The sequence below is a fragment of the Aurantibacter crassamenti genome (assembly GCF_016811105.1).
Classification (GTDB): domain Bacteria; phylum Bacteroidota; class Bacteroidia; order Flavobacteriales; family Flavobacteriaceae; genus Aurantibacter_A; species Aurantibacter_A crassamenti.
Window position 1 is genome coordinate 2,647,869 of sequence record NZ_JAFBGM010000001.1, and the last position, 17,908, is coordinate 2,665,776.

The following is a 17,908-nucleotide window of genomic DNA, read 5'->3' on the forward strand; positions in this document are numbered from 1 at the left end:
GATTGTACGTTAATTGCTAGCGTCTTCTCTTTTCTTTCTGTCCTTTTTTCTTTCCCGATCATATGGGAATTTTCTAGCGGCTTGTTTCATCATTTGATCTATAAGATCTAAAGTGTTTTTGCCAGTCTTTTTGTTAATTTTCTTTTCGTATTTCCAGAGGAGTTTACCAGTGATTCCATCACTTATTTTAATTCCGATTCTACCGTAATCTGAAGCTCCAGAAAAATAATCAAGTATGCTAAAATCCGTAGGTATTCCTTCAGACAAAAGAATTGTCAAGTCTATATTGCCGCTAATCAATCCGTCTACACCTAATATCTCAGCAAGCTGTTTTGTTGTATAAATATCAATGTTCTCGTATGTTATATCATTCTGTGCTAGAATAGCTTTGGTGTCTTTAGCATTTTGAAAGTCAACTAAAAATTTTTTCTTTTTTCGTCGTTGAGAGAAATAAGTTTCTAGTGCATTTTGTACAGCATAGCCCTCTCTTTCTTCTAATTCTGCAAGCTCTAATTTTGAAAGTTTTTCGTCGAGATTAAGTTTTGTGAGAAACGGTAAAATAGCCAAGGTTTGATGCTCGAAAGACAACTCGTCAAACTTTGCGTTCTCATAAATATTCTTTTGAGCGCTTAAGACAAAAGAAGCCATTAAAAATAATGGCAAAATTATACTCCTCATAAAACTTATTTTTTTGTCCATTATTAAAAACGCATTTTCAATCTTAGGTTCAGTACTCTACTTGTCATATAATTGGGAATCGCATATTCATTTTTGCTATCAACATCACGCACCCAAGTATTGGTAATTGAATTTTGATTGTTAAACATATTAAACAATTCAAAACCTACACTAAGATTTTTGAATTTGTTTAGCCAATGTTTTCTTGGGTAATTTTTATCTGCGTCTACAAAAATATATGAAATTCCTAAATCTGCCCGTTTGTAATCGTTTAATCTGTTCTGAAAAATATAAGGATCGGCATAACTGGGTGATCCACCTGGCACTCCTGTATTATAGACCAAATTAAGGTACATCTTTAAATTGGGAATAGTCGGAATATAATCTTGAAACAAAAGTCCAACTTTAAGACGTTGGTCTGTAGGTCTGGCAATAAAACCTTGCGAATTTATATTTTCTTCTGTTTGCAAATAACCAATGCTAATCCAAGATTCTGTACCGGGCACAAATGCACCATTCATTCGTATTTCAGCACCATATACGTATGCTACAGCATCATTATTGGCACTGTAGCGAATACGAACATCTTCTAAAGTGTATGCGTTAACATTTGTAAGATCTTTATAATATAATTCGCTGGTTAGACTAAATGGTCTTTCCCATAATAAAAAACTGTATTCTGTACCTAAAACGGCATGAATAGATTTTTGTGCTTTTACACTTGAATTAATAATACCATTTCGATCACGCAATTCTCTGTAAAACGGAGGTTGATGGTAAACTCCGCCAGACAAACGAAAAAGAATATCTTTTTCCCAATTGGGTTTTATAGCAAATTGTGCTCTTGGGCTAAAAACACTTTGTGTTACTTTTGGTACGTTTGTGCCACTGACCGTCCATAAATGTCCACGAATTCCTAAATTGTAATATACATCAGTTTCTCCCCATTGGGTTCTGTTGCTAATCTGGGCAAAAGATGTAAACCTATTTGTCTTGATAAAATTAGTAGCGTTAAGGCTGGTGTAGGCAATTAGGTCACCAGTATAAGGTTCGTAAGGCTCATTGTTTTCAAACTCTTTGAATGGAGGTCTAATGCTAAAACCAATAGAATCTATAAATTCTGATTCCCGTAATTGATCTCGAATATCTTCATGCGTAAATTTTACACCCCATTCTAATTTGGCCTCATTTTTACTATAAATTCCTTTATGTTGTAAATTGAAAATGAGGGCATCTAAATCATTTCTAGTTCTACTCAATTGCGATCCAACGCCCCGTGATGCATTAGAATCCCCTAAAAAATCAGTTTCTGAATCTGTGGTGATACCACCCAATTCATAAGCGGCAATAATATCTGAATACTCTTCTTCTGTAGTGTGATAAATTGATGATATTAACTTAAGTTGTAGGTTGTCGTTTAATTGGTAATTGCCTTTTAAAGCCCCAAAGGCTGTACTGTATTTATTATTTTCATTGCCTTCATAATAAACATTAAGTGTTCTTGGTTGATTTAAAGTGCCAAAATTTGTTTCTCTTTTTAGCGGTTCATTTTGATAATCATTTACAGAAACGTTGCCAAGGAAACTCAGATCAAATTTATTTGAAAAACGATAGGTAGAATAACTTTGTAAGTCAATAAAAACTGGATTGAAATTAGAATTAGTTTGTTGACTATTAACTAAGAGACTATTATTTCTATACCGCATGCCGGTAATACTACCAAACTTTTTGTTCTTAGAAAGTGTTTCAACTGAGGCACTTGCTCCTAAAAAACTTAAATCTAGTTGTACTTCAAAATCAGTTGGATTTTTATAAGTTATATCAAGTACTGAAGAAAGTTTGTCGCCATATTTAGCCTGAAAACCTCCAGAAGAAAATTTCAAACTCTGTGTGAGGTCGCTATTCACAAAACTCAACCCCTCTTGTTGAGCAGCCCGAATTAAAAACGGGCGATACACCTCAATCTCATTGATGTACACTAAATTCTCATCATAATTACCACCTCTAACTGAATATTGTGTACTGAGTTCATTATTAGAGGATACTCCCGGTAGTAATTTTAAGATATTCTCAACTCCTGCGTTTGCACCAGGAATTTTTCGCACCAAACTTGGTGGAATGGTCGTAACGCCTTCCACGCTTTTTTCACCAGTTGGAGTAACTGTAACACCATCAACCTGAATGGCATCAATCTTCATTATCGGATTAAATTCAAAAATTTCATTGGTATTTAGAATAAGATTCTCAACAACAACATTTTTTAATCCTAAGAAAGAAAAGGTAATTGATGTCTCATTTTCAGCGATAATGTGAAGCAAATAAAAACCGTTTTCATCAGTAAATGTGCCACTATTTTGAGATTGAATATTTACTTTAGAAACAGGTTGGTTTGCCTCATCAAGTACAACACCAGTAATAATTGCTGACTGCCCTAAAAGATTTATTGAGGGTAGAATAATTAGTATCAGTAAAAAGGTTTTCAGATACTTCAAACCATTTATTTTCTGTGGAACGTGCTAGTGAAGATAGTTTTATTTCCAACATTATCAGTTACTTCAACTTCTAATTTACATTCCTTTTTGTCTAGAATTTTATCATCAAAATTATAAGTCAAAGAATTCTTTTTAGGTTCGTATTCCATCAAAATCCATTCCCCATTTAAGGTTGCTGAATACGTATTAATACCGCTAAGGTCATCCGAAATATGAAGCCTTAAATAACTATAATTATTCAACCACTGTTTTTCTTTGAAATTTGAAGCCTTTACTTTTGGAGCAACAGAATCTTTGGCTAAAGTATAGGTGCCTAAATTTCTAGTGCGTGTAGTAAAAGTTTTACCTCTTTTAAAAGTAGAAGCATAGCTCGGTTTGTTCTTTTTACCCAAGCGCGCAACAAATAATTGTTTTCGTTCTTGCGTAGAATATTTTGAGACATCAAAAGTGATTGTAAAATTTCTATGGGCAGCTACTCGACTATTATGAATGGTAACTGTATCATTACCTTTTTTGAGGTCGATATAAAAATTATCATAAAAAGTATTTGAAGGAAAATATACTTTGGCAGCACCTAAATCATAGTTATTTGGTTTTTTTGCAATGATGTAATTATCGGTTTTTTCTTCTTGATCATTACTTTTAAGTGTCTCTTTTTTTCCTTGAATCGGAATTATCACTTTTACCTTATTACCATGAAAGTCTTTAATTAATAATTCAACGTTGTAATCAAGTCCTTCTTTAATTTCAATCTTTCCATCGCTGTACAATTGATTGTAAATACTTAGCTTGTTACTTAATGTTTTGAATAATTTTTGAATTTTTTGTCGATACCTTCCATAATAATCATAATCAATAAAGGTGTTTATATATCTAGATTCTGTAAATGAAAAGGTTTCAAAATCAAATTCAGAATAGACTCTGCCATTAACTGTTTGCATTACGGAGTACAATCCGTTTTTATTGGCTGCTAAATCTTGGCGGTCAAAGGCAACGATTCCGAGGCCAATTGTACCAATAGCAGATACCTTATCTGCTAAGAAAGTACCATCTTTTTGTCTTTTAAAATTTATTGCAGCTCTATTATTGCTTTGATTTATTTGAGCATTTTCTGAAAGCGCATATCCAAAAATTTTGACCAAACTTGGGTTTGTGGCATCTAGTACGTCAAAACCATAAAGCAGCGGATTTGTTGGTTTTTCACTAACACTACTTCTAATTTCAAAATGTAAATGGGGTCCTGATGAACTACCGGAATTACCACCGTAAGCAATTATCTGACCTTTTTCAACTTTCACTTCACCAAAATCAGGAAATACTTCAACCTCATATGACTTTTTTTGATATTGTACTTTTTTAATGTAGGCTTCTATTTCAGGAGAGAATTTCTGTAAATGACCATAGACTGAAGTGTAGCCATTTGGGTGAGCTATGTAAATAACTTTTCCATAACCCCAATGGGCTATTTTAATGCGAGTAACTGTGCCTTCACCAATAGCATAAATAGGTAATCCTTGTCTTTGTTGGGTTTTAATATCAATGCCAGAATGAAAATGATTAGACCTAAGTTCACCAAAAGAACCTGCTAATATTAGCGGAATATCCATAGGGGATCTAAAAGTATCCGTCGGATATTTATCTTGTGCCATTACAACTGCACACAATAGAAATAGTAAACCAAATGCGGTTTTTTTCATAATTAAAATCAAGGTAAGGCGAAGGTAATTAAACACTTTGATAACAAAAAAAGTGATTCTCAATAAATATCAGCCCATCATTTTAACGGAATAAATATCAACCTGTTGTATTGTTAAAGTATTACTTTAAGAATATTTACAAAAAGCATTGCTAAATTGTAAGATGTATGTTAACTTTGTGTATAACGCATTGAGTTTAGTTAGATGAGCGAATTGGTCAAAATTGTTGACTCACTAGAGAACAAAATAAGCAAATTGTTGCATAAGCTAGAGCTTTTAAATCAAGCTAATAGCAAATTGGAGCATGAGTTGAACTCTATTAAGAACAATCACCAAAATGTAAAAAATTCTGTTTCTGAATGGGAAGAGAAGTACAAGTCACTAGTTCTAGCAAATTCGATGCTTGGCAGTAATACAAATAAAACAGAAGCTAAGCTTAAAATAAATACTTTGATTCGAGAATTGGATCATTGTATTGCCCAACTGGCTGAATAATTATAGTTGAATAGATAATGGCGGAAAAGCTCAAGATAAAGCTTTCTATTGCAGATAGGGTATACCCACTCACTATTGACCCAAGTCAAGAAGAAGGGTTGCGTAAAGCCGCTAAAAATATTGAACAGTTGGCAAAAAAATTTGAACAAAGCTATGCGGTTCGAGATAAACAAGATGTGTTAGCTATGTGCGCACTTCAGTTTGCATCTAAAATAGAGCAGCGTGGTATTGATACATTAACAGGATCAGAAGAGGCGTTAGATCGTTTGTCTGCTCTTGATGATTTGATAAGTTCAAAGCTTGGTTTGAAATAAAACGTTCTTTAAAATAGATTAGTTACTGCCCACATTGGTAATATCTTTTGACAAACTCAACATTTATTTTTTTAAAAAGGGTGAGTTTAAGTTGTAAAAGCAAGCCTTACTTGTATAAGGATCCTTGATCAGCTTGGTAGCCCTAAACCTGTTTTCTTGGAGTTTGTTCAAAACTCTCTCCAATGTGGGCTTTTTTTTTATCAAACTCGTAAAACCGAGGTCATTTTAATTATAGAATATGGATAATACCACAATAGCGGTTGCGGTCGTTGTAGGACTAGTTATAGGTTTTTTAATAGCCAAATTTATGGAAAAAGGCAAAGCGTCTAAAACGATTGCCAATTCCAAAAATGACGCTGCTAGTATCATAAAAGATGCTAAAATAGAAGCCGAAAACATTAAAAAGGACAAGATTTTTCAAGCAAAAGAGAAATTTCTTGAACTCAAAGCTGAGCATGAAAAGGTCATTGTCAATAAAGACAAGAAGATAAATGAAGCTGAGAAACGTACGCGAGATAAAGAATCTCAAATCAGTAATGAACTTGCTAAAAACAAGAAGTTAAATGATCAATTAGGTCATAAACTTAAAGAGGTTGAACATAAAAATGAGTTTTTAGAGAAGAAGCAGTCTGAGCTTGAAAAACTACATTCAAGTAAAGTACAACAGTTAGAAGTTATATCAGGACTTTCAGCTGATGATGCAAAAGGTCAGTTGATGGAGTCGTTAAAAGAAACGGCGAAAACTGAAGCAATGGCATTTATTCAAACTACAGTTGAAGAAGCAAAACTTACAGCACAGCAAGAGGCTAGAAAAATTGTAATAAATACAATTCAACGAGTAGGTACAGAAGAAGCTGTTGAGAATTGTGTATCAGTTTTTAACATTGAATCTGATGATGTTAAAGGTAGAATTATTGGTAGAGAAGGAAGAAATATTAGAGCACTTGAGTCAGCTACCGGGGTAGAGATTATAGTAGATGATACTCCAGAAGCAATTATTCTTTCTTGTTTTGATTCGGTACGAAGAGAAGTTGCTCGATTGTCGTTACATAAATTAGTTACAGACGGAAGAATACACCCCGCTAGAATTGAAGAAATAGTTAAAAAGACTGAGAAGCAAATTGAACAAGAAATTGTTGAAGTTGGTAAACGTGCTGTAATTGATTTAGGTATTCACGGTTTACATCCTGAATTGGTGCGTGCAGTTGGTCGAATGAAGTATCGTTCTTCTTATGGTCAAAACTTATTACAACACTCGAGAGAGGTATCTAAATTGTGTGGTATTATGGCTGCTGAATTAGGATTGAATCCAAAATTAGCAAAACGGGCAGGTCTGTTGCATGATATAGGAAAAGTACCAAATACAGAAACTGAGATTGAGACACCACATGCAATTCTTGGAATGCAATGGGCTGAGAAATTTGGAGAAAAGCCAGATGTTTGTAATGCAATAGGGGCTCACCATGATGAAATTGAAATGACAAATTTAATTTCACCAATAGTACAAGTATGTGATGCTATTAGTGGTGCTAGACCAGGTGCAAGAAGACAAGTTTTAGATTCTTATATTCAACGATTAAAAGATTTAGAAGAAGTTGCTTTCGGTTTCGCAGGTGTTCAAAAAGCATATGCAATTCAGGCCGGTAGAGAGCTTCGGGTAATTGTTGAAAGTGAAAAAGTAAGTGATGAAAAAGCATCACAACTATCTTTTGAAATTTCACAAAAAATACAGACGGATATGACTTATCCAGGTCAAGTGAAAGTTACTGTAATTCGAGAAACACGTGCAGTGAATGTAGCTAGATAAATTAATTTGCATTAAACAAAAAGAGGGGCCACAAGGCCCCTCTTTTTGTTTAATGTAATGCTGTATTCCTTTCAAAAAACTATAAATTATAGTAAAATTGTTTAGTCTATTTTCTCATATACTTAATTGAGAAATAGCAGAGTTGGTTTTATCTTTTTCCTTAATTTTAGTGAAACACCTTTTTATGAACCAATTAGTAAAAGTAGCAGGCTTAATTGTATTATGTATTGCCATTAATTCCTGTAATGAAAAGAAGAATGTTACCATTGATTATAATACTTTATCAGAAGCTGATAAGCGCAAGCCAGAAAACGCCTTAGCGTCAATGAACATATCAGAAGGACTTAAATTGAGTTTGTTTGCAAGCGAACCAATGTTGGCTAACCCAACAAATATGGCAATCGATGCCAAAGGTAGAATTTGGGTTTGTGAGGGTAGAAATTATCGTTTGTTTGCCAATGCTGATAACGAATACAATGACAAAGGTGATCGCATATTAATTTTAGAAGATACTGATGGTGATGGTAAAGCTGATACCTCAAAAGTATTTTATCAAGGTGAAGATGTAAACTCTGCATTAGGTATTGCAGTTTTAGGTAATAAAGTATTTGTTTCTGTAAGCCCAAAAGTTTTTGTTTTTACGGATAAAGACGGTGATGATATTCCTGATTATAAAGAAGTGCTTTTTACGGGAATTGAAGGTGTTGATCATGACCATGGAATGCATGCTTTTGTTTTTGCACCCGATGGACGGTTGTATTTTAATTATGGAAATAATGGAAAACAATTATTAGATAAAGATGGCAATGCGATAAAAGATATTCATGGTGATGTTATTTCTGCAGATGGAAAACCTTATAGAGAGGGCATGGCTTTTCGAATGGAAATGGACGGAAGCAATATTGAAATTCTAGGAAATAATTTTAGGAATCCATATGAATTGACCGTTGATTCATATGGGGGCATTTGGCAATCAGATAATGATGACGATGGAAATAGGGGTGTGCGTATTAATTATTTGATGGAGTATGGTAATTATGGTTATAAAGATCAAATTACTGGTGGTAGTTGGCGCGAAAGACGAACTGGATGGGAAAAAGAAATACCGTATCGGCATTGGCACTTGAATGATCCTGGTACAGTTCCAAATCTATTGCAAACGGGTTCGGGTTCCCCAACTGGTATTTTGATGTATGAAGATAAAATGCTTCCTGAGCGCTTTCAAAATCAATTGATTCATTGTGAACCTGGTCATAATGTTGTACGATCCTACATTATAAAAGATGATGAAGCTGGTTATGCAGCAACAATTGAGAATCTTGTTAAAAGTGAAGACGATTGGTTCAGACCTTCTGATGTTACCGTGGCAACTGATGGGTCCATTTTCATTTCTGATTGGTATGATGGAGGAGTAGGTGGTCATAGAGCGAAAGATATAGTTCAAGGCAGAGTTTATCGATTAGCCACAACAGAAGAATATCAACCAACTACCTATGATTTTAGCACAATTGAAGGAGCAGCCAAAGGTCTAGTTTCTGATAACATGGATGTTTTATATCAATCATGGCAAAAAATACATTCTTTAGGTGCTAATGCGGAGTCCACTTTAAAAGAAATAATGGCTAAAGGTGGAACCGCAAAAGCAAGAGCATTGTGGCTTGCCGTTAGAATTCCTGAAAAGACATCTGAGTATATTTATGAAGCTTTGAATGACTCGGATCCAAAATTTAGAATGCAAGGATTACGGATGGCACGATATTTAGATGTTGAAAATTTAGAGAAGTATGTAGAAACTATTGTAAATGATCCATCAATTCAGGTGAGACGTGAAGCGGCAATTGCATTGCGCTATATTGGTACAGAAAAAGCAGCAACATTGTGGGCAGAACTTGCTAATCAGCATATAGATATGAATAGATGGTATTTAGAGGCGCTCGGTATTGGTGCAGATAAATTCCCTGATTTATATTTTAATACTTGGAAAAAATCAGTTGGTGATGATTGGATGAATCCCGCAGGAAAAGAAGTAGTTTGGCGTGTGCCCGCAGAATCTTCTGTATCTATGCTACTAAATATGATAAAAGCAATGGAGGTAGATGAGAATCTATTGCCTTCTTATTTTAGAGCCCTAAGTTTTAAAAATCATCCGAATAAAAACAAGTTAATTTTAAATCTTCTGAGTTTAAAACATCCACATGAAAAAACAATAAAGGCACTCGCGGTAGGGCAACTTGATCCTGATTTTGTCAATAGTTCTGCGAAGAATATACGAATAGTAAAAAGTATTTTACCGAGTGTAGAAGGCACTCCGGGTTGGCTATTGGCACTTAAGAATTTAGAACTTTTCGATCAGCGAGAATCATTGTTTAGAGTAGTTTCTAAAAATGATATAGATGAAGATTTAAAGAATGAGGCGGCTGCATTATTATTTAAATCGAATGGAAAAGGGTTGGTAGAAGCAATGCTGAAATCAGATGCTTCGGAATCTGAAAAAATGGAATTGTTGACGTTGTTAGGAAACATCAACGACTCAATAGCTGTTGACATTTTGTTTAATAGTTTAAAGAGTGAAAATTTAAGTGTAGCATTAAAAAAGCGTTCCGTTGAAGCTTTAGGAAATACCTGGGATGGTAGACACGGACTTTATGATATGCTTGAGAATAATCAATTACATGAGGCATACAAAACCACTGCTGTTTTAAAGTTAATGAATAGTCGTGACGAAAAAATAAGAAAGAATGTTGCTAAATTTATCGAGCAAGATGCTAATGAATCACTTGATATTGACGTTCTAGTCGAACAAAGTGGAAATGCTGTAAAGGGTAAAGAAGTTTTTACTACTTATTGTGCTGCTTGCCATGTGGCTGGTGATAAAGGAATTGAATTTGGACCGGCACTTACCGATATTGGAAACAAACTTTCAAAAGGATTTTTATATTCTAATATAACGCAGCCAAGTGCTGGTATAAGTTTTGGATTTGAAGGCTACACTGTAAAAATGAATGATGGTAAAACCTATACAGGCTATATTTTAAGTAAAACAGAAGAAGAACTAACACTTAAAATGATGGGCAATACTCAAAAGACTTTAGCTTTAAATAAAATAACAAAACTTGAGGCTATGGAGAATTCTTTAATGACTGAAGGTTTGCACAAAGTAATGTCTCAAGAAGAACTTGTTGATTTAGTTGAATATCTAACCACATTAAAAGTAAAAGAAAACGAAATTGTGGCTTCTAAATAAAAATTGCCCTTTATTTTAAAATAAAGGGCAATTCAAAAAGTTGTAAGAATATTTCTTATCGGTGTATTGTTTGAGTTCTATCAGGTCCTACAGAAACAATAGTAATTGGCACTTCTAATTCCTTTTCTAGAAAGTCAATATACGAATTCAATGTAGCTGGCAATTGGTTATCAGAACTCATTTTTGTTAAATCATCTTCCCAGCCTGCTACTTCAGTATAAATAGGAGTAACATTTTCAGGTTCAATGTTATAAGGAAAATGTGAAATTTCTTTACCTTGATAATTATATGCGGTACATATTTTAAGGGTCTTAAATCCGCTTAAAACATCGCCTTTCATCATCATTAAATCAGTAACACCGTTTACTTGAACAGCATATTTTAAGGCTACTAAATCTAACCAACCGCAACGTCTTGGGCGGCCAGTGGTAGCTCCAAATTCATTACCAACACGTGCCATTGTTTTACCATCTTCATCAAATAGCTCAGTAGGGAAGGGGCCACTACCAACTCGAGTAGTGTAAGCCTTGAATATTCCGAACACTTTACCAATTTTATTTGGTGCAACACCTAAACCAGTACAAGCACCAGCAGCAGTTGTATTTGAAGATGTAACAAACGGGTACGTTCCAAAATCAATATCAAGTAAAGATCCCTGAGCACCTTCTGCTAATATTTTCTTGCCTTCACGTTGTGCTTGAAATAAATATTCTTCACTATCAATAAAGGTGAGTTTTTTTAAATCTTCGACACCCTTACAAAACTCTATTTCTAATTCTTTAAGATCGTATTCAAGATCAACATCGTAATAGGCAATCATGCTTTCATGCTTATCAGCTAAAGCACGATATTTATCTTGCCAATTGTCAAGTTCAAGATCACCAACACGCATTCCGTTTCGGCCCGTTTTATCCATATAGGTTGGTCCAATTCCTTTTAAAGTAGAGCCAATTTTAGCTTTACCTTTTGAAGCTTCAGAGGCTGCATCTAGTAAACGATGCGTTGGTAAAATTAAATGTGCTTTTCTTGAAATAAATAATTTCGATTTAATATCAAGATTGAACTTTTTTAAATTGTCAAGTTCTTTTTTAAATATAACTGGATCTATAACTACTCCGTTTCCAACAACGTTTACAGCGTTATCATGAAATATACCAGAGGGAATTGTATGTAATACATGCTTAATTCCGTCAAATTCTAAAGTGTGCCCAGCATTTGGGCCACCTTGAAAACGGGCAATGATATCATAATTCTTGGTGAGTACGTCAACAATCTTTCCTTTTCCTTCGTCGCCCCATTGGAGGCCTAACAGTAAATCTACCGCCATGTATTAAATGCAATTATTGGTTAGTGCTTTCATCTTTGTTCTTTGTGCCATAAAAATAGAGCGAGTGGTTGTTGATTTTAATATCAAAAACTTCTTCTATTGTTTTTTTGATAGATTGAATTCTTGGATCGCAAAATTCCATCACTTCACCCGTATCCGTTAAGATAACATGATCGTGCTGCCTGTCAAAATATGATTTCTCATATTGAGCTTGATTTTTGCCGAATTGATGCTTGCGCACCAATTTACATTCCAATAATAGTTCTATAGTATTATATAAGGTGGCACGACTTACCCTATAATTTTTATTCTTCATTTTGATATACAATGATTCAATATCAAAATGATCTTCACTTTCGTAAATTTCTTGAAGTATAGCATAACGTTCGGGAGTTTTTCTATGCCCGTTTTCCCCTAAGAAAGAGGTGAATACGCTTTTTACTATTTCTTGATTTTTGTTTTTAGCCATGATGGTGCAAATGCCGTCAAAGATGTAAATGTACGGCTATATTTCAAAATAGATTAGGGTGTAGGATCGAAAGTTTTCAACCTGTTTTATACAATTGTATTTTTAACTGAATGTTATAAGCGTCTTACCTTATCTATACCGTCAATTTGTCGTAATTTTTCTGTGAGTATCTTTATCATTGCTTTGTTTTTAACAACCACGGTAATTTTCCCTGTAAAGGTGCCGCCATCAGTGCTAAAATTTAAATTGCGCATATTCACATTAAGATTATCTGAAATTATCTCAGTGATTTCGTTAATAAGACCTAGGTTGTCAATACCTGTTAATTGAATGATAGCTTTGAACTCTTCTTGTGAAGAGTCAATCCATTTGGCACTGATTATTCTATAAGCGTAGTGAGCTTGTAATGAAATTGCATTCGGACAATTCTTTTTGTGAATTTTGATGCCTTCATTAATACTAACAAATCCAAAAACATCATCACCAGGAATGGGGTTACAACAAGGAGATAGGTTGTATTCTAGTTTTTCTTCTTCCTTGCCAAAAACCAGCATATCATACTTAGAGGTGAATTCCTCTTTCTCGATGTTTTCTGGCACCGGACTTCTCCGCATCTTATTTTTAAAGAAGCTGATGAAGGCATTATTATATGATGAAGCAAAATCTTTTATCATTTGGTTGTCAATCACACCAATACCAACTCGGTAGAAGAGGTCAAGGCTGGTGCTTAATTTAAAATGAGCAACCATTTTATTGACAACATCTTCACCTAATTTTATCTTCTGAGATTTTAATTTTCTACGTAACGTTTCTTTTCCGTCAAGCGAAATCGATTTTTTCTCGTCACGTAATGATGATTTTATTTTAGCTCTAGCTCTAGCAGTTGTGGCATAGTCTAGCCAGTTTTGATTTGGTTGCGCTTGGTCAGAAGTCATTATTTCAACCTGATCACCACTATTTAGGGTTGTGTTTAACGGAACAAGTTTTCCGTTAACTTTTGCACCACGTGTTTTGAGTCCAACTTCTGTGTGTACATTGAATGCAAAATCTAGTGGAGTTGCACCTTTTGGTAGTGATTTAAGCTCCCCAGTAGGTGTAAAAACAAATATCTCTTTTGAATAGAGATTGAGTTTAAACTCTTCAACAAAATCAACAGCATTGGTGTTTGAGCTTTCTAAAGCCTCTTGTAATTTATTCAACCATATTTCAATTCCCTGTTCTTGTTGGTCACCATGTTTGTATTTGAAATGTGCTGCGTACCCTTTTTCAGCAATCTCGTGCATTCGTTCGCTTCTAATTTGAACTTCAACCCATCGGCCTTTGGGACCCATAACCGTAATATGTAAAGCTTCATAACCTGTAGATTTAGGAGATGAAATCCAATCTCTTAAGCGCACTGGGTTTGGAGTAAAATGGTCGGTAACTATTGAATATATCTTCCAAGCAATGAACTTCTCATTGCGTATGTCTGATTTGTATATGATGCGAATGGCAAATTTGTCATAAATCTCATTGAATGTAACATTTTGCGTTTTCATTTTTTTCCGAATGGAAAAAATTGATTTCATTCTGCCTTTTATATAATAGTTTAGTTTTTCCTTTTTTAATGTGGTATCAATAATGCTAGAAAAAGAATCAATATAGGCTTGTTGCTCTTCTTTAGACTCCTCTATTTTACTAGCAATATCTTTATAGACATCGGGTTCAGTATATTTTAAACTAAGATCTTCAAGTTCAGTTTTGATATTATATAAGCCAATACGGTGCGCTAAAGGGGCATAAATATATAAGGTCTCTGATGCCATTTGCACTTGTTTGTGCTCAGGCATTGCATCCATAGTGAGCATGTTGTGATAACGATCCGCAATTTTTATGATAATTACGCGCACATCATCATGCAGGGTCAGCAACATTTTTCTGAAATTTTCAGCCTGTTGTGAGGTGCTCATGTCCTTTTTAAGGTGGGCAATCTTAGTTAAACCATCAACTATTCTAGCAATGGTTTCACCAAACATGCGTTCAATATCGTCTAACGTATATTCAGTGTCTTCAACAACATCATGTAGCAATGCTGAAGCAATAGAAGTAGCATCAAGGCCAATTTCTGAAGCCACAATTTTGGCAACTGCTATGGGATGAAAAATATAGGCTTCACCAGATTTTCTACGTTGATTTTTATGACCATCAACGGCAACCTCAAATGCCGAACGTATCAGTTTCTTATCATCATCAGTCAAAGTCTGATAACTGATACCCAACAATTCTTTGTATTGCTTGGCAATTTGTTTATTCTCTTTTTCTATTTCCAGTTGCGTCATACTATATTAAAAATACGTCGATATTTGTTATTAGACAACAAAAATTATGCCTACTGTAATAATAGCCGACAAACGTATAAATGAAACGAAAAAGCGGTGTTAAGCCCTAAGGTTACGTATTCTTTCTATTAAAGGAGGATGTGAGTAATGCATAAAAACAAAAGCCGGATGTGGTGTTAGATTACTCAAGCTGTTTTTAGATAATTTCTTTAAGGAAGTAATTAATGGCTTGCTTGCAAAGGTATTTTTTGCATAATCATCTGCTTGAAATTCGAATTTGCGAGACAGGTAATTCATTACCAAACCTGTTAGTTCAGAAATAGGACTATATAAAATTCCGAAACCTACTAATGCTGCATGAAAACTAGTTTGAGAAACGCCAATTGCTAATGAAACACTAGGGTTGTTAACAAAAAGGGATAATAGAAAAAGAGTTAGACCTGTTAAAAGAAGCGATGTTATCATATTGAAAACAATATGTTTTCTTTTATAATGACCTACTTCATGTGCCAAAACAGCCACTATTTCATCTTCATTCAAATCATTTATTAAAGTGTCATATAAGGTGACTCTTTTTTCACTTCCAAATCCTGAGAAATATGCATTGGCCTTGGTGGATCTTTTAGATCCATCAATCACAAAAATATTTTTTAATTCAAAACCAACTTTTTCGGCGTATGCATTAATCTTATTTTTTAATTCACCTTCTTCAAGTGGTGTCTGTTTATTGAAAAGTGGTACAATCAATCGACTATAAAATAGGTTCATAAAAATTGAGAAAACGCCTACAACAGCCCATGCATAAAGCCAAAAGTTACTGCCTGCCCACTGAAAGAACCAGATTATAAGTGCGAGAACACCACCACCTATTACAGCCAACATAAGCCAGCCTTTTAGTTTATCAATAATAAAAAGTTTGGGGGTAGCTTTATTAAAACCAAATTTCTCTTCAATCACAAAGGTTTGGTAATACGAAAAAGGAGTAGTTAAAACAGAACTGCCTATCATAACAATTCCAAAGAAAATTAAAGCGATTATGATTGGGTTTTCAGAGAAACTTCGGGCTAATTGGTCTACCCATTCAAAACCTCCGAAAATTAAAAAAACTAATGTTAGCAGTATCGAAAAAGTAGAAGTTAATAGTCCGAACTTATAATTGGTTTGTTTGTAATCTTGAGATTTTCTGTATTCTTCTTCATCAAAAACATCAGCTAACTCGCTGGGTACAGGGTCGCCATAACGCTTCGCATTTAAATAATTCATTACTGTTTCAAGTATGAATTGAAGAACTAGAATAGTGACAATGATATAAAAGAGGTAGTTCAAATTTTAAATTTAATTAGGTGAGCAACGCTTAATTTAATTTTCGCTGTCTTTTCGCCTCAAAGATAAGTATTGCAGCCGATACCGAAACGTTCATAGAGTCTATTTGACCACTCATGGGTATAATGATGTTTTGGTCGGTGTTATTTGTCCAGATTGGCGTTAATCCAGTTGATTCAGTTCCCATAACTATAGCCGAAGCTCCAGAAAAGTCAATATCTAAGTAGTTTTTTGACGCCTGTAATGAAGCTGTATAAATAGAAATATTCTTGTTCTTAAGAAATGCAATCACTTCTTCTGAAGTTGCAGTAACTATTGTGTTAGTGAAAACACAACCAACACTAGAACGAATAACATTTGGGTTGTACAAATCACCTTTAAGGTCTGCAATAATAACGGCGTCAATATTTGCCGCATCTGCCGTACGTAACATAGCGCCAATATTCCCAGGCTTTTCAGGGGCTTCAGCTACCAATATTAACGGGTTTTTTTTATTGAAGTTTAATGTACTTAAACCGTGATTTTTAGATTCAACCACTGCAATGATACCTTCAGTAGTTTCTCGGTATGCTAATTTTTGATAAACAGCTTTTGATAAAGAAATTAATTCTGTGTTTTGACTTTCTAGAGCTAGCTTAGAAATGATTTCACTTGCAATTAGTTCTTCGTGAAAAAGTAGCGTTCTAATCTTATAATTTCCTTTTAAGGCCAATTGCAATTCTCGCAATCCTTCAATTACAAATAATCCTGATTTTTTGCGTTCACGTGATTTGTCCTTTAGTAAAAGAATCTTTTTTACTAAGGCGTTCTGCAGACTACTGATTTGTTTATATTCATCCATCAAAACAAATGTAAAGAAAAGGAAAGGCGTTCGACAAATGCATTTCAAATTAACTGCAAAATTATGAAACGTATTTTATCAATAGTATTATTATTACTTGTCTTTGGTTGTAAAGAGAATTCTGAGAAACAGAAACCAGCTATTGACAAGCCGGTCAAAGTAGATGCTACAAAAGATGTTAATAGCGCAACAGCAAATATTACTAAAGTTTTTGAAACTCACGGACTAAAACAATGGAAGAATCAGCGTACCTTGAGCTTTACCATACCAAAACCGAATGCTGCAGAAACGCATACTATAGATTTATATACAAGAAAAGAAAAAATAGAAACTTCAGATTGGGCAACTGGTTCCAATGGAAAAGATATATGGTTGCTAGATCCCAAAGGAAATTACAAAGGAGACCCAATTTTCTATCATAATTTGATGTTTTATTTCTTTAGTATGCCTTTTGTGATGGCAGATAAAGGAATTCATTTTTCAGAAACTGAAGATTTAGTATTTGAAGGAAAAAGCTATCCGGGAGTTCACGTAAGTTTTAGCGATAATGTTGGCATATCTTCTAAAGATGAGTATTATTTACATTATGATTCTGATACATTTAAAATGGCATGGCTAGGCTATACGGTTACCTATAGAAGTGGAGAAAAGTCAAATGATGTTAAATGGATTCATTATAATGATTGGAATGAAATTAGTAAAATGAAGCTACCTAATTCTATAAGTTGGTACACTAGCGATGGGCGAAAGATTAATGAATTATCCAAAACTGTAAAATTTGAAAATGTTCAAATTAGTGAGAAAGTTAAATCTGACGATTTTTATGCGATACCTGAAAATGCTAAAGTGGTGCCAAGGACGAAGTAAATCGCTAATTTTTAAGTAAATTGAGCGTCAATTTGA

General features: G+C 34.2%; 13 protein-coding genes and 1 other RNA gene. 6 read left to right on the forward strand and 8 right to left on the reverse strand.

Going from position 1 to position 17,908, the window contains the following annotated elements:
- Positions 1-9: 9 nt before the first annotated feature.
- From JQC67_RS10980 to JQC67_RS10990, 3 genes are read right to left on the reverse strand one after another with little or no spacing between them, the layout of a single operon-like run.
- On the reverse strand, positions 10-678 hold the full coding sequence (locus JQC67_RS10980; protein ID WP_203252853.1) for a hypothetical protein: 669 nt from the start codon (positions 676-678) through the stop codon (positions 10-12).
- Positions 679-701: 23 nt separating this feature from the next.
- Positions 702-3,170, reverse strand: coding sequence for a carboxypeptidase-like regulatory domain-containing protein (locus JQC67_RS10985; protein ID WP_203252854.1), 2,469 nt, complete (start codon positions 3,168-3,170; stop codon positions 702-704).
- A 5-nt stretch (positions 3,171-3,175) separates the two neighbouring features.
- Entirely contained in the window at positions 3,176-4,867 is a 1,692-nt protein-coding gene (locus JQC67_RS10990) for a M23 family metallopeptidase (RefSeq protein WP_203252855.1), read from the reverse strand.
- Positions 4,868-5,071: 204 nt separating this feature from the next.
- Here JQC67_RS10990 and JQC67_RS10995 point away from each other — a divergent pair, with 204 nt between their 5' ends.
- The 5 genes from JQC67_RS10995 to JQC67_RS11015 all read left to right on the forward strand — a co-directional run bounded on the left by JQC67_RS10995 (position 5,072) and on the right by JQC67_RS11015 (position 10,727).
- A complete protein-coding gene (locus tag JQC67_RS10995) occupies positions 5,072-5,362 on the forward strand; it encodes a hypothetical protein (protein ID WP_203252856.1) in 291 nt (96 codons plus the stop codon).
- 17 nt (positions 5,363-5,379) lie between these two features.
- Entirely contained in the window at positions 5,380-5,676 is a 297-nt protein-coding gene (locus tag JQC67_RS11000) for a cell division protein ZapA (RefSeq protein WP_203252857.1), read from the forward strand.
- A 54-nt stretch (positions 5,677-5,730) separates the two neighbouring features.
- Positions 5,731-5,841, forward strand: a non-coding RNA gene (gene ssrS, locus JQC67_RS11005) — 6S RNA.
- Positions 5,842-5,914: 73 nt separating this feature from the next.
- Positions 5,915-7,483: a ribonuclease Y gene (gene rny, locus JQC67_RS11010; protein ID WP_203252858.1), complete on the forward strand. Its 1,569-nt coding sequence runs from the start codon at positions 5,915-5,917 to the stop codon at positions 7,481-7,483.
- 184 nt (positions 7,484-7,667) lie between these two features.
- Positions 7,668-10,727, forward strand: coding sequence for a PVC-type heme-binding CxxCH protein (locus JQC67_RS11015; RefSeq protein WP_203252859.1), 3,060 nt, complete (start codon positions 7,668-7,670; stop codon positions 10,725-10,727).
- A gap of 55 nt (positions 10,728-10,782) precedes the next feature.
- Here the strand turns inward: JQC67_RS11015 and JQC67_RS11020 are convergent, their stop codons facing one another.
- From JQC67_RS11020 to JQC67_RS11040, 5 genes are all read right to left on the reverse strand, one after another.
- Positions 10,783-12,054, reverse strand: a complete 1,272-nt coding sequence (locus tag JQC67_RS11020; protein ID WP_203252860.1) for an adenylosuccinate synthase — start codon at positions 12,052-12,054, stop codon at positions 10,783-10,785.
- Positions 12,055-12,067: 13 nt separating this feature from the next.
- Positions 12,068-12,523 (reverse strand): Fur family transcriptional regulator, encoded by a 456-nt coding sequence (locus JQC67_RS11025; protein WP_203252861.1) that lies wholly within the window; start codon positions 12,521-12,523, stop codon positions 12,068-12,070.
- Positions 12,524-12,636: 113 nt separating this feature from the next.
- Positions 12,637-14,841, reverse strand: a complete 2,205-nt coding sequence (locus tag JQC67_RS11030) for a RelA/SpoT family protein (RefSeq protein WP_203252862.1) — start codon at positions 14,839-14,841, stop codon at positions 12,637-12,639.
- A 99-nt stretch (positions 14,842-14,940) separates the two neighbouring features.
- Complete coding sequence (locus tag JQC67_RS11035) at positions 14,941-16,167, reverse strand: M48 family metallopeptidase (protein ID WP_238934591.1); 1,227 nt, start codon at positions 16,165-16,167, stop codon at positions 14,941-14,943.
- Positions 16,168-16,195: 28 nt separating this feature from the next.
- The gene (locus JQC67_RS11040; protein ID WP_203252863.1) at positions 16,196-17,005 is read right to left on the reverse strand and encodes a TrmH family RNA methyltransferase; all 810 of its coding nucleotides are present in this window, start codon (positions 17,003-17,005) and stop codon (positions 16,196-16,198) included.
- 63 nt (positions 17,006-17,068) lie between these two features.
- Here JQC67_RS11040 and JQC67_RS11045 point away from each other — a divergent pair, with 63 nt between their 5' ends.
- The gene (locus JQC67_RS11045) at positions 17,069-17,872 is read left to right on the forward strand and encodes a DUF6503 family protein (protein ID WP_203252864.1); all 804 of its coding nucleotides are present in this window, start codon (positions 17,069-17,071) and stop codon (positions 17,870-17,872) included.
- Positions 17,873-17,908 lie beyond the last annotated feature (36 nt).

Excerpts from the sequence above, each read along its gene's own strand:
- JQC67_RS10980 (WP_203252853.1), bottom strand. The coding sequence starts at position 678 with ATGAGGAGTATAATTTTGCCATTATTTTTAATGGCTTCTTTTGTCTTA.
- JQC67_RS10990 (WP_203252855.1), bottom strand. The coding sequence starts at position 4,867 with ATGAAAAAAACCGCATTTGGTTTACTATTTCTATTGTGTGCAGTTGTA.
- JQC67_RS10995 (WP_203252856.1), top strand. The coding sequence starts at position 5,072 with ATGAGCGAATTGGTCAAAATTGTTGACTCACTAGAGAACAAAATAAGC.
- JQC67_RS11000 (WP_203252857.1), top strand. The coding sequence starts at position 5,380 with ATGGCGGAAAAGCTCAAGATAAAGCTTTCTATTGCAGATAGGGTATAC.
- rny (WP_203252858.1), top strand. The coding sequence starts at position 5,915 with ATGGATAATACCACAATAGCGGTTGCGGTCGTTGTAGGACTAGTTATA.
- JQC67_RS11015 (WP_203252859.1), top strand. The coding sequence starts at position 7,668 with ATGAACCAATTAGTAAAAGTAGCAGGCTTAATTGTATTATGTATTGCC.
- JQC67_RS11020 (WP_203252860.1), bottom strand. The coding sequence starts at position 12,054 with ATGGCGGTAGATTTACTGTTAGGCCTCCAATGGGGCGACGAAGGAAAA.
- JQC67_RS11025 (WP_203252861.1), bottom strand. The coding sequence starts at position 12,523 with ATGGCTAAAAACAAAAATCAAGAAATAGTAAAAAGCGTATTCACCTCT.
- JQC67_RS11030 (WP_203252862.1), bottom strand. The coding sequence starts at position 14,841 with ATGACGCAACTGGAAATAGAAAAAGAGAATAAACAAATTGCCAAGCAA.
- JQC67_RS11040 (WP_203252863.1), bottom strand. The coding sequence starts at position 17,005 with ATGGATGAATATAAACAAATCAGTAGTCTGCAGAACGCCTTAGTAAAA.
- JQC67_RS11045 (WP_203252864.1), top strand. The coding sequence starts at position 17,069 with ATGAAACGTATTTTATCAATAGTATTATTATTACTTGTCTTTGGTTGT.